We start from the raw sequence: 21,770 nt of genomic DNA, 5'->3' as shown, positions 1-21,770 counted from the left end.
GATCCGCGTCGGATCCGCGTCAGATCCGCTTCAGATCCGGTAAGCGGTGGTGGTCATCACGCGCGAGGCCGCGCGCATCGCCGCCCGCACCGGGGCGGGTAACGTGATCCCGCCCGCTTCGCGCGCGCTGGCGCCGTGGCGGGCCTCGTCGTCGCGCATCTGCTCGAGGATCGCGCGGGAACGCACATCGGCGGCGGGCAACTGCTCCAGATGGCCGGTCAGATGCTGCTCGACCTGGCGCTCGGTCTCGGACACGAAGCCCAGGCTCGCCCGATCGCCGGCGCGGCCGGCCAGCCAGCCGATGGCGAAGGCGCCGGCGTACCACAGCGGATTGAGCAGGCTCGGCCGCGAACCGAGCTCGCGCAGGCGCTCCGCGCACCAGCCAAGGTGATCCTCTTCCTCTCGCGCCGCGGCATCCATCTGCGCGCGCACCGCGCCATCGCGCGCGGTCAGCTTCTGGGCCTGGTACAGCGCCTGGGCGCAGACCTCGCCGACATGGTTGACCCGCATCAGCCCGGCGACATGCCGGCGCTCGCCGGCGTCGAGTTGCGTGTCGTCGTGCTCGGCCAGCGACTCGGCCGGGCTGGGGCGCCCCGCACGGGTCGCGCCGGTGATGGCGCGCAGGGCGACGTCGAATTCGTGGATCAATTTGTCCATGTCGGTACGGCGGTGGCGGCCCGCGTGACGGTGAAAGTGACGATGAGCCGCCTTGGGTCGGTTCGGGGAATTCCCGCATTGTACCGCCCCCGTTTCGGACCGCCCTCGCGGGGCGCCTTGCCAGTACTGGCTTGGGCTGGCGGGCTACTCCAAAACCCTGAGTTGTGAAAAGCCGACAATAGAACGACTGTGCGATTGTGCAAACAATGCCGTTTGTTACAGTACCCGACAACTTCTCGCGAAGTTGGGTGCGCAGACCATGGAGAGTTCAGGAGGCTGTCTCGCGCATCACACCAATAATTCTTACTACAGGAGATAAACCAGCATGAAGAAGTCGCTTCTTGCATTGGCCGCGCTCGGCGCTTTCGCCGGGACCGCACAGGCCCAATCGAGCGTCACGCTTTACGGGGTGGTCGACGCCAACATCGAGTACGTCAGCAACATGTCCTCGACCGCGGCGGGCACGGCCGGATTCCCGGGCCGTGGAGAAAACAAGTTCGGGGGTGACCTCCGGCGGCCTGTCCGGTTCGCGCTGGGGTCTGCGCGGCGTGGAAGATCTCGGCGGCGGCATGAAGGCGCTGTTCGTGCTCGAAAGCGGCTTCGGCGTGGATGACGGCCGCATGCAGCAGGGCGGCCGCCTGTTCGGTCGTCAGGCGTATGTCGGTATCGAGAGCAACCAGGTCGGCCGCTTCACCTTCGGCCGCCAGTACACCTCGATGTTCGATGCGTTCGCCAACTTCTCGCCGACCGGCTACGCGACGCAGTACGAACCGATCGCCTATCAGCTGGGTACCAACTTCCGCTCGGACAACACCGCCAAGTACACCGGCAAGTTCGGTCCGGTGACGGCCATCGCGCACTGGTCGTTCGGCAACGGTGTCGCCGGCACCGGCGAAGTCCCGGGCCAGTTCCGCCGCGACACCGGCTACGGTGGCGCGGTGGCGTACGCGGCCGGTCCGCTGGGCGTGACCATCGCCTACGACCAGTCGAACCCGACGGTGGCCAACACCGGCGGCGACACCGCGACGTTCCGCAAGGCAGGCGCCGCCGCCAGCTACGCCTTCGGCCCGGCCAAGCTGATGGCAGGCTACCGCTGGGGGCCAGAACAAGGCCCCGAACGACGCCACCGTCTATCGCGACGACTACTACTGGGCCGGCGCCAACTACCAGGCCACCGCCGCGCTGGGCCTGACGCTGGCGTACTACTACGCCGACGTCAAGAACCTGAACGGCGTCAACGCACCGAACCCGTGGCAGGTCAGCTTCGTGGCGGACTACAACATCACCAAGCGGACCGACATCTACCTGACCGCGGCCTACACCAAGAACGCCGGCCTGAACTTCGACAGCGCCGTCATCAGCTTCGCCAACGGCTACCCGCTGGGCGCAGGCGAAGACAATATGGTGGGCGTGGGCATCGGTATCCGCCACAAGTTCTGAACGCGAGCACGGACGGCCGGCCATGCGCCGGCCTGACGCGCGTCTTCGAAAGGCACCTTCGGGTGCCTTTTTTATCGGCCACGCCTCGCGCGGCGCCGCCCTGCCTCCCCGCCCGGCCCTGCCCCGGCTCTGCCCTGGCTCTGCCCTGGCTCTGCCCCCTGCCCCTGCCCCTGCCCCTGCCCCTGCCCCTGCCCCTGCCCCTGCCCCTGCCCCTGCCCCTGCCCCGGCTCGGCTCGGCTCGGCTCGGCTCGGCTCGGCCGGCCCAGACCGGCCCGGCAAGCGGCGGCGTCCAGGCCATAGGGCTTCACCTCATCGGCATTGCCGCGTCGGCGCCACTAGAATGCAGCAGTCCCGGCGACCCGCCGGACCCGTGAGCAACAACGCCGCGACAACGCGGCAATAACGCAGCAATTACGCAGCGCCAACGCAGCAACACCACACCGACAACACGACGCGCTTGCTCTTCCCGAAGGCGCGCAAGGAGACGACCCGATGCAAGCCCCCCCGCCGCCGCGCGCTGCGCCTGACCCTGGCCGCCACCCTGAGCGGGCTGGCCGGACTCGCGTGGCTATCGCCCGCGCATGCCGCCGACCCTGCCGGCTATCCGGCCAAGCCGATCCGCATGGTGGTGCCCTTCGCCCCCGGCGGCACCACCGACATCCTGGCGCGCGCGGTCGCCGCGGAACTGTCGAAGCTGCCGGGCTGGAACGTGGTGGTCGACAACCGGCCCGGCGCCGGCGGCAATATCGGCGCGGAGATCGTCTCCAAGGCCGAGCCCGACGGCTACACGCTGCTGATGGGAACGGTCGGCACCCACGGCATCAACCAGTCGCTGTACAGCAAACTGCCCTACGACCCGATCAAGGACTTCGCGCCGATCACCGAGGTCGCCGCGGTGCCGAACGTGCTGGTACTGAACCCGGCGTTCGCGCAGCAGAACAAGATCAACAGCGTCAACGACCTGATCGCCTATGCGCGCGCCAATCCCGGCAAGCTCAACATGGCCTCGAGCGGCAACGGCACCTCGATCCATCTGGCCGGAGAACTGTTCAAGACGCAAACCCGCACCTTCATGGTCCACTTCCCGTACAAGGGCAGCGGCCCGGCGCTGACCGACCTGGCCGGCGGCACCATGCAGGTGATGTTCGACAACCTGCCGTCGTCGATGTCGCTGATCAAGGCCGGCAAGCTCAAGGCACTGGCGGTGACGAGCGCCAAGCCGTCACCCGCGCTGCCCGACCTGCCGACCATCGCGCAGGCGGCAAAGCTGCCCAACTACGAAGCGAGCTCGTGGTTCGGGCTGCTGGCGCCGGCCGGCACGCCGCCCGCGATCGTGTCGCGGATCCAGCAGGAAGTGGCCAAGGCGCTGGGGACGCCGGCCATGCGCGAAAAGCTGCAGGCGCAGGGCGCCGAGCCGGTCGGCAACACGCCGCAGCAGTTCGCCCAGCATATCCGCGCCGAGACCGCCAAGTGGGCCAAGGTGGTCAAGGATTCGGGCGCGAAGGTCGACTGATCCGGCCCCTGGCGCGGCGGCCGCGGGAGCGCGCCTCGCGGCCGGCTTAGCGCATATACTTCAGGCGTCAACATTTTCCCCTTGCCGCCTGCGATGCCGACCTCCGCCGCCGACGCCGCGCCCAACGCGGTGCCAGTCGATCTCGAAACCCGCGCCGATGACGCCAGCCACGAGGCACTGCGCCTGTGGCTGCGGCTGCTGACCTGCACCAACCTGGTCGAGGCCGATATCCGCGGCCGGCTGCGCGAGTCGTTCGGCTGCACGCTGCCGCGCTTCGACCTGATGGCGCAGCTCGAGCGCCATCCCGAGGGCCTGAAGATGGGCGAGCTGTCGCGCCGCATGATGGTGACGGGCGGCAACGTGACCGGCATCACCGACCAGCTGCAGCAGGAAGGGCTGGTTTCGCGCGAGCCGCTCGCCAACGACCGGCGCGCCTTTCTGATCCGGCTGACGCCCGCCGGCCGCGCCGCCTTCACGCGCATGGCGCGCGCGCACGAGCAATGGGTCGAGCAACTGTTCGACGGGCTGGCCGAAACGGAGCGGCGCGCGCTGTTCAAGCTGCTGGGCCGCCTCAAATCGACACTGGTGTCCGCATGAAATCCCTGATGACGCAACCGAGGCCGCAACCGGGGTTGCAATCGAAGTCGCAACAGCGGCCGCAACCGCAAGCGTGGCGTGTGTTCGGCCTGCCCGCGCGGGCCGCCGCGATGGCCGTCGCGGCCGCCGCCGTAGCCGCACTGGCCGGCGGCTGCGCCAGGTCGCCGAGCGCGCCGCCGGCGCCGCAGATCACGCCGGTCAATGCCACCGTCAAGCTGGGGCGGATCGCCGAGAAGCGCTTCGTCACGCGCGTCGACGTCGAGCAGGCGCGCGGCTATTCCGGCTATGGAGTGGGCGTGGGCGCCGCCAGCGGCGGCGGCTGGCACGGCGGCGGCGTGGGCGTCGGCCTTGCTTTCGACCTCGGCCGGCTGCTCAATCGCCAGCCGGTGCAGCAGGTCGACATCTTCGCCTACGAGATCAAGCTGAACGACGGCACCAGTGCGACCATCAACGGCCCGGCCGCACCGGGCCTCGATGTCGGCAGCTGCGTGCGCGTGGTCTACGCGGACGGACGGCGCGAGCCGGGGCTGGCGCCGTCCAACGAGTGCTGAGCCGGCGCTGCTGGGCGCCGCTCTTCTCAACGCCGCTGCTCACTACGCCGCTCCCCGCGGCGCCGCTCCTCGCGGCGCCGGGCTTCCGGGCGCCGGGAACGCTCCCGAGAGCCCCGGCGCCGTGAAGGCGATCAGGCCGCCTTGCGCGAGTCGCGCAGCTCCCGCCGCAGGATCTTGCCGACGTTGGTCTTCGGCAGCTCGGTGCGGAACTCGACGTACCTGGGCCGCTTGTAGCCGGTCAGCCGGTCCTTGCAGAACGCGATCACGTCCTGCTCGGTCAGCGCGGGGTCCTTCTTGACCACGAACAGCTTGACCACCTCGCCCGAATGCTCGTCCGGCACGCCGACCGCCGCGACCTCCAGCACGCCCGGGCACTCCGCGACCACACCCTCGATCTCGTTGGGGTACACGTTGAAGCCCGACACCAGGATCATGTCCTTCTTGCGGTCGACGATGCGGGTATAGCCACGCTCGTCCATGATGCCGATGTCGCCGGTCTTGAAGAAGCCGTCCGGCGTCATGACCTTGGCGGTCTCGTCCGGGCGGTTCCAGTAGCCGGCCATCACCTGCGGCCCGCGCAGGCAGATCTCGCCCGGCTGGCCCAGCGGCACGTCGCGGCCGTCGTCGTCGCGGATCGCGATCTCGGTCGAAGGCAGCGGCAGGCCGATGGTGCCGGAGAAGGCGTCGGTGTCGGTTGGATTGCAGGTTGCCGACGGCGAGGTCTCCGACAGGCCGTAGCCCTCGATGATCGGGCAGCCGGTCTTGGCCAGCCATTTCTTCGCCACCGCCTCCTGCACCGCCATGCCGCCGCCATTGGCCACGCGCAGCCCCGAGAAGTCGACCTTGTCGATGTCCGGATGGTTGATCAGCGCGTTGTACAGCGTGTTGACCGCCGGGAACATGTGGAAGCGGTACTTCTGCAGCTCCTTGATGAAGCCGGGGATGTCGCGCGGATTCGGAATCAGCACGCTCAGGCCGCCGCTGCGCATGCCCAACAGCGCGCAGACCGTCAGCGCGAAGATGTGGTACAGCGGCAGCGCGGTGATCGTCACCACCTGATCGATCGGCGCGCCCTTGGCCAGCGCCGGCTGCATCCACGCCTGCGACTGCAGCACATTGGCGACCACGTTCCGGTGCAGCAGCACCGCGCCCTTGGACACGCCGGTGGTGCCGCCGGTGTACTGCAGGAAGGCGATATCGTCCGGGCCGGTGTCGACCGGCTTGCGCTGCAGCCGGCTGCCCTCGGCCAGCGCCGTGGGGAAGCGCACGCAGTTGGGCAGCTCCCACGCCGGCACCATCTTCTTGACGTTGCGCACGACGAAGTTGACCACCGCGCCCTTGAGGCCGCCCAGCATGTCGCCCATGCTGGCGACCACCACGTGCCGCACCGGCGTGGCCGGCAGCACCTGCTGCAGCGTGGCGGCGAAGTTCTCGAGGATCACGATCGCCTCGGCGCCGCTGTCCTTGAGCTGGTGCTCGAGCTCGCGCGGCGTGTACAGCGGATTGACGTTGACCACCACCATGCCCGCGCGCAGCACGCCGGCCAGCACCACCGGGTATTGCAGCACGTTCGGCATCATGATCGCGACCCGCGCGCCCGGCTTGAGCCCGCGCGCCTGCAGCCAGGCGGCGAAGTGGCCGGAGAGCTTGTCCAGCTCGGCATAGGTGATTGCCTTGTCCATGCAGACGAAGGCGCGCCGGTCTGCGTAGTCCCGAAAGGATTCCTCCAGCAGTTGGGCAAGCGACCGGTACTGGGTGGCGTCGATCTCGGCGGGCACGCCTGCCGGATAGTGTTTCAGCCACTGCTTTTCCATATGCCGTCTCCTGGTTTCTGAATGATCGTTCGATTTTTGCGACGCTAAACGGCGATGCTAAACGGCGGGCCCACTTAAGACAACACCAGGACCACACGTTAGATGAAGTCCTCTGGACCGTTGCCAGTGTAAAGGCGGTCGATCGCGGAATCGGTGCGCGCGCAGGCGCGGGAATACCCTAGGACCCGCCCGGCGCGGCGGTGGTTGCATCGTTGCCTGCCGCAGTGTGGGCCGCCGCGGCGTCGTTCACCGCAGCATTGCCAGCCGCAGCATTGCCGGCCGCAGCGGTGCCAGCCACAGCGTTGCCGGCCGCAGCGTTGCCTGCGGCGGCGTTCACGGTGGCCGCCCCGGTCGCCGGGACGTTCGGCGCCAGCGCGCGCAGCCGCGCCTTGCGCTGCTCGGGCTTGAGCTTGCCGATGCGCTCGGCCTCGGCATAGAAGGCCTTCCAGTCGCCGCCGCATTGATCGAGCAGCGCCAGGAACGCCGGCACCCACTGCTGATAGGTGGCGACCGCGGCCAGGTGGGCGTTGGTCAGCGGCTGCGAGAACCAGCGGTCGTAGCCGCTGTAGCCGCCCCACGATTCCTTCAGCGCCGCATAGCGCTGGCGCAGCGCGGCGAAGATCGCCGCCTTGCCGGCCCGCTTGGCGTCGTCGTCGATCGGCCTGCGGTACAGCGCGTCGAGTTCCGCGCGCGCCTGCAGCAGCATCGCGCGGAACTGCTGCCGGCGCGCGTCGTACTGCCGATAGCTGGCGCGCGCGTCGGCCGATGCCTCGCGGACCAGCCAGCGCTCGACGCCGGCGATCTCCACCGCGGAGGCGAACGACTCGTTGAAGGTGGTGTCGTTGCGCACGTAGACCACCTGGTGCGCGAGCTCATGGAAGATCATCCGCGCCAGCTCGCCCTCGGGCAGATAGACGAAGGTGTTCAGCAGCGGATCGTCGAAATAGCCCAGCGTCGAATAGGCGGGCACGCCGGCCACATAGGTCTCCAGCCCCTGGCTGCGAAGCGCGGCGGCATAGCGGTGGGCATCCTCGATCGCGTAGTAGCCGCGGTAGTTGATGCAGCCGACCACCAGGAAGCACCACTTGTGCAGCTCCATCGACAGCTCGGGCGTGGCGAACACGCTCCACACCACGTAGGGACGATGCAGGTTGGCGTAGTGGCGGTAGCTGCCGTTGTCCGGCAGCGCCAGTTCCCGCGAGGCGAAATCGCGCATGCGCCCGGCCAGCGCGAGCCGGTCGGCCAGCCGCTTGTCGTTGCTGCCGTTGGCGTAGGCGATCGCCTCGGACAGCGGCGTGGCCTGGGCCATCACGCCCAGATGGCCGCTGATCGACTGCGCGTAATAGCCGACGGCCTCGCAGCCGGCCAGCAGCGCGCCAAACGCGACGGCGGCCAGCGCGGCCGCCACGCGGACGCGAGCCGGCCGCCGTGCCATCACGTCACCGCCTGCGCGGCGGCCTCCACCTGCACCAGGCAGTCGTAGAAGACCGGCGCGCGGCCCATGTCGGTCAGGCGCTGGCTGGTCAGCTCGTTGGCGTTCTTGCCGTCCGGGGCCAGCTTCTTCCACCAGATCGACAGTCCGACCACCAGCCCCTGGCGCGCGCGGTCGGTGACACGGGCGCGCGCCTGCATGCTGCCGCGGTCGTTGAAGGCGCGCACCATCATGCCGTCGGCGATGCCGCGCGCGGCGGCGTCGTCCGGATGGATGTCCAGGTGCGGCTCACCCTCGGTGGCGCGCAGGCTGTCGACGTTGACGAAGGTGCTGTTGAGGAAATTGCGCGCCGGCGGCGAGATCATCGCCAGCGGATAGCGGGCCGCCAGCTCCGGCGCGCTGGCCGGCGCCTCGTACGGCGGCACGTAGCCCGGCAAGGGATCGAGCCCGTCCTTGGCCATCTCGGCCGCGTAGAACTGGCACTTGCCGGTGGGGCTCGGAAAACCGCCCTCGGCAAACGGCGCCGCCGGCAGCTTCAGCTTCTGCCAGCCGCTTTCCTTCAGCGTCTGCCAGTCGATGCCGGCCGCGCGGGGATCGTTGCGCACGATGGCCTGCGCGGCGATGTCCTCGTCGCTGTCGGCAAAGCACGGCTCGGTAAAGCCCATGCGCCGCGCCAGCCGCCGGAAGATCTCGGTATTGGGCAGCGCCTCGCCGAGCGGCGCGATGGCCTGGTTGTTGGCGAGGAAGTAGGTGTGGCCGTAGGCCTTGTGGACGTCGACGTGCTCGAGCTGCGTGGTGGCCGGCAGGATGATGTCGGCGTAGTCGGCGGTGTCGGTGCGGAAGTGCTCGAGCACCACGGTGAACAGATCCTCGCGCGCGAAGCCCGCCGCCACCTTGCCCGAGTGCGGCGCGACCGCGACCGGATTGCTGTTGTAGACGACGATCGCCTCGATCGGCGGCGTGCCGGCCGGCAGCCCTTCGCCGAGCAACGCATCGCCGATGGTGCTCATATTGATCGTGCGCGGCAGCTTGGGCCAGCTCGGCAGCAGGTCCGGGCGCTGCAGCGCGGCGTTGTCGATCGGGAAGAAGCCGGAGGTTGACAGCTGCATGCCGCCGGCGGCGTGGCGCCACGCGCCCACCAGCGACGGCAGGCAGGCCACCGCGCGCACCGCCTGGCCGCCGCCGTGCGCGCGCTGCATGCCATAGTTCAGGCGGATCGCCACAGGCTGCCGTTCGCGCACGGCCAGCGTGCCGTACAGGCCCGCCAGCCACTCGATCTCCTCGGCATCGATGCCGCAGATCTGCGCGGCGCGCGCGGGCGAGAACTGCGCGGCACGGTCGCGCAGCGCATCGAAGCCAACCGTATGCCGGGCGATGTAGTCGTGGTCGAGCAGGTCGTCGCGGATCAGCACGTGCATGATCGCCAGCGCCAGCGCGCCGTCGGTGCCCGGCATCGGCGCGATGTGCCGATGGCACTTCTCGGCCGTCAGCGAGCGGTACGGATCGATCGCCACCAGCGTCGCGCCGCGGCGCTTGGCCTGCTGCACGCGCGTCCAGAAGTGCAGGTTCGAGGCGATCGGATTGCCGCCCCAGATCACGATCAGCTTGGCATCCTCGACATGCTCGATATCCATGCCGACGCTGGCGCCGTAGGTGTAGCGCAGCGCGGTGGCGCCGGCGCTGGCGCAGATGGTGCGGTCGAGCAGCGAGGCGCCGAGCCTGTGGAAGAAGCGCGCGGCCATGCTTTCGCCCTGCACCAGCCCCATCGTGCCCGCATAGCTGTACGGCACGATGGCCTGCGGATCGCGCGCGGCGATCGCGCCGAGCCGCTCGGCGACGATGTCGAGCGCCTCGTCCCAGCCGATCGGCGCGAACTGCCCGCTGCCCTTGGGGCCGACCCGCTTCATCGGGCTCAGCAGGCGGTCGGGATGGTAGGTGCGCTCGGTATAACGCGACACCTTGGTGCACAGCACGCCCTGCGTGCCCGGGTGGTCCGGATCGCCCGCCACCTTGACGGCGCGGCCGTCCTCGACGGTGACGAGCAGCGCGCAGCTGTCGGGACAATCGTGCGGGCAGGCGGCGCGGACGATGCGGGTGGACATGGGTTCTCCGGGGGGCGTTTTCCTTTGTGCCCGATTGTATTCGATCGCGCCCGGGCGGGCGGGGCCCGGCGCCCGCCGACGGCCAGGCCGACGACCCATCCACCGCGCCGCCGACCGGCCCACCGAGGCGCCGCCGACCGGCCCACCGAGGCCCCGCCGGCGCCTCACCGATGGCCCACGGACGGCCGCCTGACGGTGCCCCGATGGCCGTACGGCGAGCCGCTCAGCGCTGGTCGTTCAGATGGCAGGCCGACATCCGCAGCGGCGCGATCTCCTTCAGCGCGGGCGCCTCCTCCCGGCAACGCGGCATCGCGTACGGGCAGCGCGGATGGAAGTGGCAGCCCGACGGCGGATGCAGCGGCGACGGGATCTCGCCCTGGATCGCCACATAGGTCTTCTTGCCGACCTCCAGCTTCGGCGCTTCGGCCAGCAGTGCCTGCGTGTACGGATGGTTCGGCGCGGCGAATACCTGCTCGGTCGGCGCCGACTCGACCACGCGGCCCAGGTACATGATCACCACGCGGTCGCTGATGTGCTTGACCACGCCCAGATCGTGGCTGATGAACAGGTAGGTGAGGTTCAGCTCCTCGCGCAGCCGAATGAACAGGTTCAACACCTGGGCCTGGATCGACACGTCGAGCGCCGCCACCGATTCGTCGCAGACCAGGAATTCCGGCCTGACCGCCAGCGCCCGCGCGATGCCGATGCGCGCGCGCTGGCCGCCGGAGAACTGATGCGGGAAGCGCCGCAGCACGGTCGGATCCATGCCGACCCGGGTCAGCATCTCCTCCACATAGGCCTTCTGCTCCGAGGCCGGCACGATGCCGTGCACCACCGGCGCCTCGCCGACGATATCCAGCACGCGCAGCCGCGGGTTCAGCGAGGCGTACGGATCCTGGAAGATCATCTGGATCGCCAGCTGCTTCTCGCGCTTCTTCTCCGCGGGCAGCTGCTCCAGGTCCACGCCCTTCCACAGCCTCGTGCCCTCGGTCAACGTATGCAGGCCGACGGCCATCCGGCCCAGCGTGGACTTGCCGCAGCCCGATTCGCCGACCAGGCCGACCACCTCGCCGGCGCGGATGGACAGGTCGACATGGTCGACCGCGTGCACCACCTCTTCCTTCGCATGCGCGCCGAACAGATTGGCGATGCGGGCGGCGGCGTCGAGCGACTTGACGAAGCGCTTGGAGACGCCGCGCAGCTCGAGCAGCGGCGTTTCGCTCGCCGACGCCGGGCGTGCGGTCGATGCCCCGGCGGCGGGCGCGTCGATCACGGACATATCGGTCATGCCGGTCATGCGGCCTCCTGGGTTTCGAGCACCGGATGGAAGCAGCGCAGGCGCCGTCCGTCGGGCGTGCTGCTCAGCGGCGGCTCGGTGCGGCAGATCTCGGTGGCGCGCGGGCAGCGCTCGCGGAAGGCGCAGCCGCCGGGCAGGTTCAGCAGCGACGGCGTCATGCCGGGAATCTGCCGCAGCGGCGTGCCGCGCGGATTGCGCGACGGCGCCGAGCCGATCAGCCCGTGCGTGTAGGGATGTTCGGGACGCTCGAGCACCTGCCGCACGTCGCCGGCCTCGACGATCCTGCCCGCGTACATCACGCAGACGCTGTCGGCCAGCCCCGCGATCACCGACAGGTCGTGCGTGATCCAGATCAGCGCGGTGCCGGACTCGCGGCACAGCTTCTGCATCTCGTAGAGGATCTGGCCCTGGATCGTCACGTCCAGCGCGGTGGTCGGCTCGTCGGCGATGATCAGGTCGGGCTTGTTCAGCAGCGCGATGGCGATCGCCACGCGCTGGCGCATGCCGCCGGAGAACTGGTGCGGATAGGCCTGCAGCCGCTCCTCCGGCGAGGGAATGCCGACCCGCGCCAGCGCATTGCGCGCGCGCTCGCGCGCCACCGCCTTGTCGACCTTCTCGTGCGCCAGCACCGCCTCGATCATCTGCGTGTCGATGCGCAGGACCGGGTTCAGCGTCATCATCGGATCCTGGAAGATCATCGCGATGCGGTTGCCGCGCACGTTGCGCATCTGCGCCGGCGTCAGCCTGCGCAGGTCGCGCGTGACGCCGTCGCGGCTGGTCAGCTCGATGCGCCCGCCGACCACCTGCCCCGGCGGGTCGATCAGCCCCATGATCGAATAGCCGGTCATCGACTTGCCCGAGCCGGACTCGCCGACCAGGCCCATGATCTCGCCGCGGCCGATCGAGAAGGACACGCGATCGACCGCGCGGGCGACGCCGCCGCGCGTGAAGAAATGCGTCTCCAGGTCCTCGACCAGCAGTGTTGGTTTGCCGCTCATCCGGTACTCCCCCTTGTGGCGTCTCTTAAAGCGTCTGCAGGCGCGGGTTCAGGACGTCGCGCAGCTGGTCGGCGACCAGGTTCATCGCGACGATGGTGATCACCAGCGCAATGCCGGGGAAGAAGCTGATCCAGTACTTGCCGGACAGCATGTACTGCTGGCCGTTCGAGATCAGGGAACCGAGCGAGGGCTCGGTGATCGGCACGCCCAGGCCGAGGAAGGACAGCGTGGCCTCCAGCGTGATCGCCGAGGCCACCTGCAGCGCGGCGATCACGATCAGCGGCGGCAGGCAGTTGGGCAGCAGGTGGCGGAACATGATGCGCCGCGCCGGCAGCCCGAGGCACGTGGCCGCCTCGATATATTCCTTGCGCCGCTCGACCAGCGCGGCGCTGCGCGTGGTGCGCGCGTAGTAGGCCCACTGCACCGCGACCAGCGCGATCACGATGTTGCCGATGCCCGGCCGCAGGAAGGCCAGCAGGATCAGCGCCAGCAGGATCGGCGGGAACGACAGCTGCAGATCGGCGACGCGCATGATCAGCGCCTCGACGCGTCCGCCGACGAAGCCGGCGATCAGCCCCAGCGTGGCGCCCAGCACCAGCGCGATCACCGTGCTGACCACGCCGACGCCGATGCTGATGCGCAGGCCGTACATCACCGCCGACAGGATGTCGCGGCCCTGCTCGTCCGAGCCGAGCAGGAAGGTCATGCCGTTGCCGGCCACCTCGCCCGGCGCCAGGCGCGCATCGAGCACGTCCAGCGTCGCCAGGTCGTAGGGGTTCTGCGGCGCGAGCCACGGCGCGAAGATCGCGATCAGCACGATCGCGATCAGCACGGCCAGGCCCGCCACCGCGATCTTGCTCGAGAAGAACTGCCGGGCGAAGCGGCGCCATGGGGTGTCGACGCCCGCCGCGGTGGACGGCGTGCCAGTCGGGGTGCCCGGCGGGCCGGCGGGGATATCGGTGGTGGGAGCCGGCAGCCCGTCCGGCGTGCCCGGTTGCGTAGCGATGGTCATGGGATCAGCCCTTGTTGTCGGCGATGCGCACGCGCGGGTCGAGCACGCTGTAGATGATGTCGACCGCCAGGTTGATCAGGATGAACAGCGTCACGATCACCATCAGGTAGGCGACGATCACCGGCCGGTCCAGCAGCTGGATCGAATCGATGATCAGCTTGCCCATGCCGGGCCAGGCGAAGATGGTCTCGGTGACGATGGCGAAGGCGATGATCGAGCCGAACTGCAGCGCGATCACGGTGACGATCGGGATCAGGATGTTCTTGAGCACGTGCACGCCGACGATGCGCGTGTTCGACAGGCCCTTGGCGCGCGCGAACTTGACGTAGTCCTGCAGCATCGCCTCCTGGGTGCCGGCGCGCGTCAGCCGGATCACCATCGCGATATTCAGCAGCGACAGCGTGACGGCCGGCAGCACCAGATGGCGGATGCCGTCGACGGTCAGGAAGCTGACCGGGATGCCGAGCACCGAGACGGTCTGCCCGCGCCCGTTCGACGGCAGCCAGCCCAGCTGCACCGCGAACACCATGATCAGCATCAGGCCGACCCAGAAGGTCGGCAGCGAGAAGCCGAGGATCGACACCGTCATGATCGACTTGCCGGCGATGCCGTTGGGCCGCAGGCCGGCCCACAGGCCGAGCGGGATGCCGAGCACGATCGCCAGCAGGATGGCGGAGATCGCCAGCTCCATGGTCGCCGGCATCCGCTCGAAGATCAGCTTCAGCGCCGGCGTGCCGTGCGCGAACGAGATGCCCAGATTGCCCTGCAGCGCATTGGTCAGGAAGATCCAGTACTGCTCCCACAGGGGCTTGTCGAGGCCGAGCGCGGCGATGGTGCGCTTGATGTCTTCCTGATCGGCCTGCGGATTGATCAGGATGTCCACCGGATTGCCGATGGCGAACACACCGAGAAAGACCAGCAGCGACATGACGAAGAGCACGACCACGCTCTGCATCAGGCGCCGGATGATAAAGACCAGCATAGTCGGGACGCTTTTCCTTCGCCGCCGGCGCCGCACACCGCCATGGCCCGCGCGAGGGATCGCGCGAAGGCATGGGGCGGGACGCGGCACCGGCTGACGGCTATCGCCGCCCGATCATCGCCGGGCGGCTGTTTTCGTGGCGATCGGCGCATCGCCGGACCCGCGGGCGGCGGGGCCGGCTGCGCGGCGCGGGCCGGTTGGGCGCGCGGCGCCATTGGGCACCGCGCGCGCCGGGGCTGTCAAGTGAACAGCCTGCCGCCAGCGGTTACTGCTGCGGCTTGAAGTTGTGCGCGTAGGTCCGTTCGTCGGTCCGCGGCACGTAGGTGATGCCCTTCTGCGTGGCCCAGGTGGTCACCTGCTGATGGATCGGAATGATGCCGCCGTCGTTGATCGCGATCGCGGTCGCCTCCTGCAGCAGCTTCGAGCGCTGGGCGTCGTCGACGGTCGACAGCGCCTTCTCCAGTACCGCATCCATCTTCGGATTGCAGTACTCGCCCCAGTTGGTGGTGCCGAAGCCCTTCTTGGCATCCTCGCACGCCAGCAGCGCGCGCAGCGGCGAGCTGACCTCGCCGGTCTGCGCGCCCCAGCCGAGCAGGCCGAACGACCACTCGTGCTTGATGCCCTTGGACGAGTACGTTGCCATCGGCATGCCTTCGACCCGCGTGGCGATACCGATCCGCGTCAGGTTCTGCGCGACGGTCTGCGCGATTTTCTCGTCGTTGACGTAGCGGTTGTTCGGCGTATGCAGCGTCACGCCGAAGCCGTTCGGATAGCCGGCCTCGGCCAGCAGCTTCTTGGCGCCCTCGGGGTCGTACTTGACCGTCTTCAGGTTCGGGTTATGCCCGAACAGCGTCGCCGGCACCAGGTTGTTGGTCGGCTCGGACAGGCCTTCCATCAGCCGGTCCTTGATGCCCTGCCGGTTGATGGCCATGCTGATGGCATTGCGCACGCGCGCATCCTTCAGCGGGTTCTTGTCCATCGGCTGGCCGTCCTTGGTGGTGACGTACGGCGACTTGTCACGCTTGGCATCGAAATACAGGTAGATCACGCGGTGCGAGATCTTCGAGAAGAACGACAGCTTCGGGTTCTTGCGCACCTGCGGCAGGTCCGGCGTCGGCACGTTCTCGATCGCCTGCACGTCGCCCGACAGCAGCGCGGCCAGGCGGGTGGCGGGGTTCGGGATGAAGCGCAGCGTCACCTTGTCCCAGGCGGGCTTCGGCCCCCAGTAGTCGGGGTTGAGCGTCAGTTCGACCCGGTCGTCGCGCGCGTAGCTGACGAACTTGAACGGGCCGGTGCCGACCATGCCCTTGCCCTGGGCGAAATCGTCGGAGTTCAGGCCCTGCGTGGCCTTCTTCTGCACGATGAAGATCGAGGTCAGATCGTTCAGCACCAGCGGATAGGGCTGCGCGGTGATCAGCTGGATCGTGTTCGGATCGACGATCTTCTTGGCGACGATGGCCTTGGTGTAGACGTCGAACTTGCCGGGGCTGTTCTGGATCGTCGCAGGCCGGTCCAGCGACCACAGGATGTCCTCGGCGGTCAGCGGCGAGCCGTCATGGAACTTGACGCCCTTGCGGATCTTGAACTCCCAAGTGGTCTCGTTGACCAGCTTCCACGACTCGGCCAGGCCCGGAATGATGCGGCTGTCCGCGTCCATCTTGATCAGGCTGTCGAAGATGTGCTCCGACACGTTGATGTTCGAGAACAGGTTGTAGAAGTGCGGGTCCATCGAGGTCGGCGGCGAGCTCATGGCCAGCTTGAAATCGGCTGCCAGTGCCTGACCGCCGGCGCCGAAGCTGATGGCTGCGGCGAGCAGAGCGGTTGCAAATGCCTTCTGGTGGTGGCGAAGCGGCATCGAGCGATTCTCCCGAAAAGTGGGGGCAACTATAACGAGCGGCCTGTGACCGTCGCAAGCTGCGACGCCGCAAATTGGTGCAGGCGTCGTGATACAAGCGGGGCCCGGCTCGCGGACGCGGTACGGCAAGCATTAACTGTTCCAGTAGAGAAGCACCGGCTGCAATGCGGGGAAACCCACCTCCGGTGGATACCGCGCCGAATGGGGGCGGCATATTCGACGGTATATTGGGCGGCATGTCGGGGCGGCATGTCGGGGCCGTATGCCGGGCGGCGCGTTGGGCAGCATGTTGGGCGGCATGGTGGCCGCCATTGGGCGGGTTATCGGGGAAACCTCGCGCCGTGATGGTTTTGGCGCATTCGGGCGCGGCGTCGTATGATCCGGATATTTCACCCCTGCTGTTTTCCCCAATTCGGTTTGCCGGCCGGGGTTTTCCGCCCTGGTTTTCTACCCTCTCGTTTATCACCGCTTACCGCTCTTGCCACGGCCATGACACTGATCCCCGAAATCCTCCAGGCGCAAGACGAGATCCGTTCGATCCGCCGCGATATCCACGCTCATCCCGAACTGCGATTCGAGGAGCAGCGCACCGCCGACGTGGTCGCGCGCACGCTCGCCGACTGGGGCATCGAGGTGCACCGCGGCCTGGGCAAGACGGGTCTGGTAGGCGTGATCCGCAACGGCAGCAGCACGCGCAGCATCGGCCTGCGGGCCGACATGGACGCGCTGCCGCTGCAGGAGGCCAATACCTTCGGCCACCGCTCGCAGCACGACGGCAAGATGCACGCGTGCGGCCACGACGGCCATACCGCGATGCTGCTCGGCGCCGCCCGCTACCTGGCGCGGCACCGCAACTTCGACGGCACCGTGAACCTGATCTTCCAGCCGGCCGAGGAAGGCGGCGGCGGCGCGCGCGAGATGATCCGCGACGGGCTCTTCGAGCGTTTTCCGTGCGACGCGGTGTTCGGCATGCACAACTGGCCCGGCATGCCGGCCGGTTCGTTCGGCACCTGCCCCGGCCCGCTGATGGCATCGAGCAACGAGTTCCGCATCGTCGTGCGCGGCAAGGGCGCGCATGCGGCGATGCCGCATAACGGCAACGATCCGGTCTTCACCGCGGCGCAGATCGTCGGTGCGCTGCAGGGCATCATCACCCGCAACAAGCGGCCGATCGACGCGGCGGTGATCTCGGTCACGCAGTTCCACGCGGGCGACGCCACCAATATCGTGCCCAACGAGGCGTGGATCGGCGGCACGGTGCGCACCTTCACCCTGCCGGTGCTCGACCTGATCGAGCGCCGCATGGAAGAGGTGGCGCGCGCGGTCGCCACGGCGTTCGACTGCACCATCGAATTCAGCTTCGACCGCAACTATCCGCCGACCGTCAACAGCGCCGCCGAAGCGGCCTTCGCCGTCGAGGTCGCGCGCGAGCTGGTCGGGGTCGACAACGTCGACGCCAATACCGAACCGACCATGGGCGCCGAGGACTTTTCCTTCATGCTGCTCGAGCGGCCGGGCTGCTATCTGTTCATCGGCAACGGCGAGGGCGGGCACCGCGAGGCGGGCCACGGCATCGGACCGTGCATGCTGCACAACCCCAGCTACGACTTCAACGACGAGATCCTGCCGGTGGGCTCGACTTTCTTCGTCAAGCTGGTCGAGAAATGGCTGGCGCCGGCGTGAATGGTGTGAATGGCGTGAGCGGCGTGCATGGTTCGGATAGCGCGGATGGGGCGGGCATGAGCGGCGCGGGCGGGACGGATGCTGGCGGTATGGCCGCCACGGCCACGACCCGGCCGGCGCTGCCGGCGCTCGATCTCGCCACCGCCAGCGCCTTCGCGCAGGTCGCGCTCGAGAACATCCTGCGGCCCTATCCCTACCGGGTCGACCACATGATGATGGGCGCCGGCGACCTGGCCGAGCCGCGCACGCTGCATCCCGTCTATTTCGGCAGCTATGACTGGCACTCCAGCGTGCATATGCACTGGCTGCTGGTCCGGCTGCTGGCGCACCGGCCCGACCTGCCCGAAGCGGGCGCGATCCGCGCGACGCTCGATATCCAGTGGCGGCCGGAAGCGGTCGAAGCCGAGCTGGCGTATTTCCGGCGGTCGGGCTCGGGCACGTTCGAACGTCCCTATGGCTGGGCGTGGATCCTGCGGCTGCAGGCGGAATTGCGCCAGTTTCCGGGCGACGACGAACAGGTACAGCGCTGGGCGCGCGCCTGCGAACCGCTGGCGACGTATCTCGCCGGACGGCTGACCGACTATCTCGATATCGCCGACTTTCCGATCCGCACCGGCACGCATGCCAACAGCGCCTTCGCGCTGGTGCTGGCCGACGGCTATGCTCGCGCGGACAGCCATCCGGCACTGCGCCGCGCAATCGCGCGACGGGCGCATCGGTGGTTCGGCCATGACCAGCGCTACCCCGCCCGCTACGAGCCGGGCGGCGACGAGTTCCTGTCAGGCGGCCTGATGGAAGCGGTGCTGATGCGCAGGGTGCTGGACGACTGCGCGTTCGCCGAATGGTGGGAGATGTTTGCACCGGCACCGACCGACCTGGCGACGTGGCTGACACCGGTGGTGGTTGGCGATCGCACCGATCCGAAGCTGGTGCATCTGGACGGGCTGAACCTGTCGCGTGCCTGGTGCTGGCGCCTGCTCGGACCGTCGATGCCGGAACCGTTGCGGGTAAAGGCAGCGGGTGCGTGGGTCGATCATCTGGACGCGTCGCTGGCGCAGGCGGTCAGCGGGGACTATGTCGGGACGCACTGGCTGGCATCGTTCGCGGCGCTGGCGTTGACCGATCCCGTGGTCCCCTGATTTCGCCACCGACGCCTGCCCTGCTGGGCTCGCCCCCCCTGCCGGCCGCGCACGCGCCGGACCTGCGCACACTAGTCCAGCGCGATGTCGCCATACCAGGCTTCCGCCTGGCTCTTGGTGTTGTCGGTGTCGGTCATGATGCCGACGGCCAACAGCCGGCCCGGCTCCTTGCCGAAGGCGGCGCGATAGTCCGCCCGCAGATCGCGTTCGTGGCAACGCCACTGCCTGGCGTGCCGGGTGCCCGAGTCCACGACGATCATGCGGACACGCTCGGTGTGCGGGTTCGGTATGACCGTACCTTCCGGACGCTTGGCGCCCCAGATATACATCAACGTCGCGTACGGCATCTCCCGCCCGGTCATCAGCCGCGCCATCTCGTCCATCAGATGATCCTTCAGCGACAGCGTGCTCTTGTCGCCGTCGAAGGCAACGAACACCCGTAGCGGCGCATCCTCGCGGGGTCCGCTGGCGTTGTCGCCGTCGGCAATGACGTCGCGCGTCTTCCAGGCCCAGCGCAGCTTGCCGGGATCCCGCGGTTTGAGGGGGAACATAGAGTCCGGACGCGGAGCCATCGGCGCGGGCATGCAGCACCACGCGCTGGTCGACCTCGGTCAGCGCGTATTGCGTGGGGGTCTTGCTGCGGTTGACGGTCCAGCTGTGCCAGCCCACCGGCAGTGCCTGCTCTGGGCCGAATGTCGAAAATAGCGGAAGTTGCTGCAACGGCATCGGCTCGGCAGCTTCCTGCTCGCTTTGGTCGCTAACTTTCCGAAGCTGGGCCGGGGAGTCGGAGCGCTGCGATGCCTCGTTCCGCAGCGACTTGGCAGTGGAGACAGCCAGCCGCTGGTGGAACTTGCGGCAATCCAGCGGCGAGATCCTGGCCACCTTGGGGGACTTCGACACAGATGCCTCGGCGTCGGGAGGCGACAATGGGGATGTCGCGCATCCCGCGAGTGTCGCCGCAGCCGTCAGGACAACGCCTGCAAACCGGGGCCTGCGCAGGCCCATGCCGATGATTCCGGCCATGTTTGCGGCCATACCTTCCCCCGAACTTCCCGATTGCCCGCCCCTGGTTGGGCCGTGGCTTGATTGCGTGACGATGGCACCGCGATGCCCACAAGTGGGGCAAGCGCCGGCGCCGAGCGACACCATAACAGAGCCGATGCGGAGCGAGAACCAGTGACTTCACGCACGGAGGCGATCTGTTGTATTCCGTCTGCGCGGCGGGAGTTGTCTGTGTCGTCTTCTTTCCCGCCGCCACAAAGCAAAACACCCCAGACCTTGGGAGATCTGGGGTGTTTTGGGGATGGAGAGCCTGGCGATGACCTACTTTCACACGGGTAGTCCGCACTATCATCGGCGCGAAGTCGTTTCACGGTCCTGTTCGGGATGGGAAGGGGTGGTTCCGACTTGCTATGGTCACCAGGCATAAAGGGTTGCCGGACTGGCTGGGCCAATCTGGCGTATTGGGATGTAGCGTCGGGTTGTGCTGTATGGCACGTGTGCGGCAACACCAGCGGATCTAAACGCACTGGTTATAGGATCAAGCCTTACGGGCAATTAGTACTGGTTAGCTTAACGCATTACTGCGCTTCCACACCCAGCCTATCAACGTCCTGGTCTTGAACGACCCTTCAAGGAGCTCGAGGCTCCAGGGAATCCTCATCTTCAGGCGAGTTTCCCGCTTAGATGCTTTCAGCGGTTATCTCTTCCGTACATAGCTACCCTGCGATGCCTCTGGCGAGACAACAGGTACACCAGCGGTACGTCCACTCCGGTCCTCTCGTACTAGGAGCAGCCCCCGTCAAGATTCCAACGCCCACGGCAGATAGGGACCAAACTGTCTCACGACGTTTTAAACCCAGCTCACGTACCTCTTTAAATGGCGAACAGCCATACCCTTGGGACCGGCTACAGCCCCAGGATGAGATGAGCCGACATCGAGGTGCCAAACACCGCCGTCGATATGAACTCTTGGGCGGTATCAGCCTGTTATCCCCAGAGTACCTTTTATCCGTTGAGCGATGGCCCTTCCATTCAGAACCACCGGATCACTATGTCCTGCTTTCGCACCTGCTCGACTTGTCGGTCTCGCAGTTAAGCACGCTTTTGCCATTGCACTTTAGGTACGATGTCCGACCGTACCAAGCGTACCTTCGAACTCCTCCGTTACACTTTGGGAGGAGACCGCCCCAGTCAAACTGCCTACCATGCACTGTCCCCGACCCGGATTCACGGGCCTAGGTTAGAACCTCAAACAAACCAGGGTGGTATTTCAAGGACGGCTCCACGAGAACTGGCGTCCTCGCTTCAAAGCCTCCCACCTATCCTACACAGATCGGTTCAAAGTCCAATGCAAAGCTGCAGTAAAGGTTCATGGGGTCTTTCCGTCTAGCCGCGGGGAGATTGCATCATCACAAACACTTCAACTTCGCTGAGTCTCGGGAGGAGACAGTGTGGCCATCGTTACGCCATTCGTGCAGGTCGGAACTTACCCGACAAGGAATTTCGCTACCTTAGGACCGTTATAGTTACGGCCGCCGTTTACCGGGACTTCAATCAAGAGCTTGCACCCCATCATTTAATCTTCCGGCACCGGGCAGGCGTCACACCCTATACGTCCACTTTCGTGTTTGCAGAGTGCTGTGTTTTTATTAAACAGTCGCAGCCACCATTTTATTGCAACCCCGTCACCCTTCTG

The 21,770-nt window shown here is 67.5% G+C and carries 15 protein-coding genes, 2 rRNA genes and 1 pseudogene (1 of these 18 running past the window's edge); 6 read left to right on the top strand and 12 right to left on the bottom strand.

Annotated features, from left to right (window positions below; genetic code table 11):
* Window positions 1–30: 30 nt before the first annotated feature.
* Window positions 31–657: a 2-polyprenyl-3-methyl-6-methoxy-1,4-benzoquinone monooxygenase gene (coq7, locus tag OJJOAM_RS11445; RefSeq protein WP_422648019.1), complete on the bottom strand. Its 627-nt coding sequence runs from the start codon at window positions 655–657 to the stop codon at window positions 31–33.
* A gap of 325 nt (window positions 658–982) precedes the next feature.
* On the opposite strand from coq7, the pseudogene OJJOAM_RS11440 reads away from it, so the two are divergent.
* The 4 genes and pseudogenes from OJJOAM_RS11440 to OJJOAM_RS11425 all read left to right on the top strand — a co-directional run bounded on the left by OJJOAM_RS11440 (window position 983) and on the right by OJJOAM_RS11425 (window position 4,758).
* Window positions 983–2,097 (top strand): annotated as a pseudogene (locus OJJOAM_RS11440) (porin).
* Window positions 2,098–2,554: 457 nt separating this feature from the next.
* The gene (locus OJJOAM_RS11435; protein ID WP_422648018.1) at window positions 2,555–3,610 is read left to right on the top strand and encodes a Bug family tripartite tricarboxylate transporter substrate binding protein; all 1,056 of its coding nucleotides are present in this window, start codon (window positions 2,555–2,557) and stop codon (window positions 3,608–3,610) included.
* A gap of 93 nt (window positions 3,611–3,703) precedes the next feature.
* Window positions 3,704–4,207 (top strand): MarR family winged helix-turn-helix transcriptional regulator, encoded by a 504-nt coding sequence (locus OJJOAM_RS11430; protein WP_422648017.1) that lies wholly within the window; start codon window positions 3,704–3,706, stop codon window positions 4,205–4,207.
* 110 nt (window positions 4,208–4,317) lie between these two features.
* Window positions 4,318–4,758, top strand: a complete 441-nt coding sequence (locus OJJOAM_RS11425) for a hypothetical protein (RefSeq protein ID WP_422649576.1) — start codon at window positions 4,318–4,320, stop codon at window positions 4,756–4,758.
* Window positions 4,759–4,889: 131 nt separating this feature from the next.
* Here OJJOAM_RS11425 and OJJOAM_RS11420 read toward each other — a convergent pair whose 3' ends face one another.
* The 8 genes from OJJOAM_RS11420 to OJJOAM_RS11385 form a co-directional block, all read right to left on the bottom strand.
* Window positions 4,890–6,572, bottom strand: a complete 1,683-nt coding sequence (locus tag OJJOAM_RS11420) for a long-chain fatty acid--CoA ligase (protein WP_422648016.1) — start codon at window positions 6,570–6,572, stop codon at window positions 4,890–4,892.
* Window positions 6,573–6,750: 178 nt separating this feature from the next.
* Window positions 6,751–8,007 carry an aminopeptidase gene (locus tag OJJOAM_RS11415; protein ID WP_422648015.1) on the bottom strand — a complete coding sequence of 419 codons (1,257 nt, stop codon included), beginning with the start codon at window positions 8,005–8,007 and terminating at the stop codon, window positions 6,751–6,753.
* Complete coding sequence (locus OJJOAM_RS11410; RefSeq protein ID WP_422648014.1) at window positions 8,007–10,106, bottom strand: molybdopterin-containing oxidoreductase family protein; 2,100 nt, start codon at window positions 10,104–10,106, stop codon at window positions 8,007–8,009. The genes OJJOAM_RS11415 and OJJOAM_RS11410 overlap by 1 nt, the downstream gene beginning before the upstream one ends.
* Window positions 10,107–10,329: 223 nt before the next feature.
* Window positions 10,330–11,394 (bottom strand): ABC transporter ATP-binding protein, encoded by a 1,065-nt coding sequence (locus OJJOAM_RS11405; RefSeq protein ID WP_422649575.1) that lies wholly within the window; start codon window positions 11,392–11,394, stop codon window positions 10,330–10,332.
* Between the two features lie 5 nt (window positions 11,395–11,399).
* Entirely contained in the window at window positions 11,400–12,401 is a 1,002-nt protein-coding gene (locus tag OJJOAM_RS11400; protein WP_422648013.1) for an ABC transporter ATP-binding protein, read from the bottom strand.
* A gap of 25 nt (window positions 12,402–12,426) precedes the next feature.
* Complete coding sequence (locus OJJOAM_RS11395; RefSeq protein ID WP_422648012.1) at window positions 12,427–13,413, bottom strand: ABC transporter permease; 987 nt, start codon at window positions 13,411–13,413, stop codon at window positions 12,427–12,429.
* Window positions 13,414–13,417: 4 nt separating this feature from the next.
* Window positions 13,418–14,395, bottom strand: coding sequence for an ABC transporter permease (locus OJJOAM_RS11390; protein WP_422648011.1), 978 nt, complete (start codon window positions 14,393–14,395; stop codon window positions 13,418–13,420).
* A 265-nt stretch (window positions 14,396–14,660) separates the two neighbouring features.
* On the bottom strand, window positions 14,661–16,250 hold the full coding sequence (locus OJJOAM_RS11385) for an ABC transporter substrate-binding protein (RefSeq protein WP_422648010.1): 1,590 nt from the start codon (window positions 16,248–16,250) through the stop codon (window positions 14,661–14,663).
* Between the two features lie 489 nt (window positions 16,251–16,739).
* Between OJJOAM_RS11385 and OJJOAM_RS11380 the strand changes: the two genes are divergently transcribed.
* Together OJJOAM_RS11380 and OJJOAM_RS11375 are read left to right on the top strand one after the other, a co-directional pair.
* On the top strand, window positions 16,740–17,933 hold the full coding sequence (locus OJJOAM_RS11380; protein WP_422648009.1) for a M20 aminoacylase family protein: 1,194 nt from the start codon (window positions 16,740–16,742) through the stop codon (window positions 17,931–17,933).
* Window positions 17,934–18,022: 89 nt separating this feature from the next.
* Window positions 18,023–19,072, top strand: a complete 1,050-nt coding sequence (locus tag OJJOAM_RS11375) for a DUF2891 domain-containing protein (protein WP_422648008.1) — start codon at window positions 18,023–18,025, stop codon at window positions 19,070–19,072.
* Between the two features lie 71 nt (window positions 19,073–19,143).
* Here the strand turns inward: OJJOAM_RS11375 and OJJOAM_RS11370 are convergent, their stop codons facing one another.
* The 3 genes from OJJOAM_RS11370 to OJJOAM_RS11360 form a co-directional block, all read right to left on the bottom strand.
* A complete protein-coding gene (locus OJJOAM_RS11370) occupies window positions 19,144–19,656 on the bottom strand; it encodes a DUF3047 domain-containing protein (RefSeq protein WP_422648007.1) in 513 nt (170 codons plus the stop codon).
* Between the two features lie 726 nt (window positions 19,657–20,382).
* A 5S ribosomal RNA gene (gene rrf / locus OJJOAM_RS11365) occupies window positions 20,383–20,496 on the bottom strand.
* A gap of 112 nt (window positions 20,497–20,608) precedes the next feature.
* Window positions 20,609–21,770: ribosomal RNA gene (locus OJJOAM_RS11360) — 23S ribosomal RNA — on the bottom strand (it continues 1,819 nt past the right edge of the window).

It is taken from the genome of Cupriavidus sp. H18C1, from assembly GCF_049311595.1.
Taxonomy (GTDB): Bacteria; Pseudomonadota; Gammaproteobacteria; order Burkholderiales; family Burkholderiaceae; genus Cupriavidus; species Cupriavidus cauae.
The sequence above is the reverse complement of the archived record's forward strand: the minus strand, read 5'-3'. Positions and strand labels throughout refer to the sequence as shown.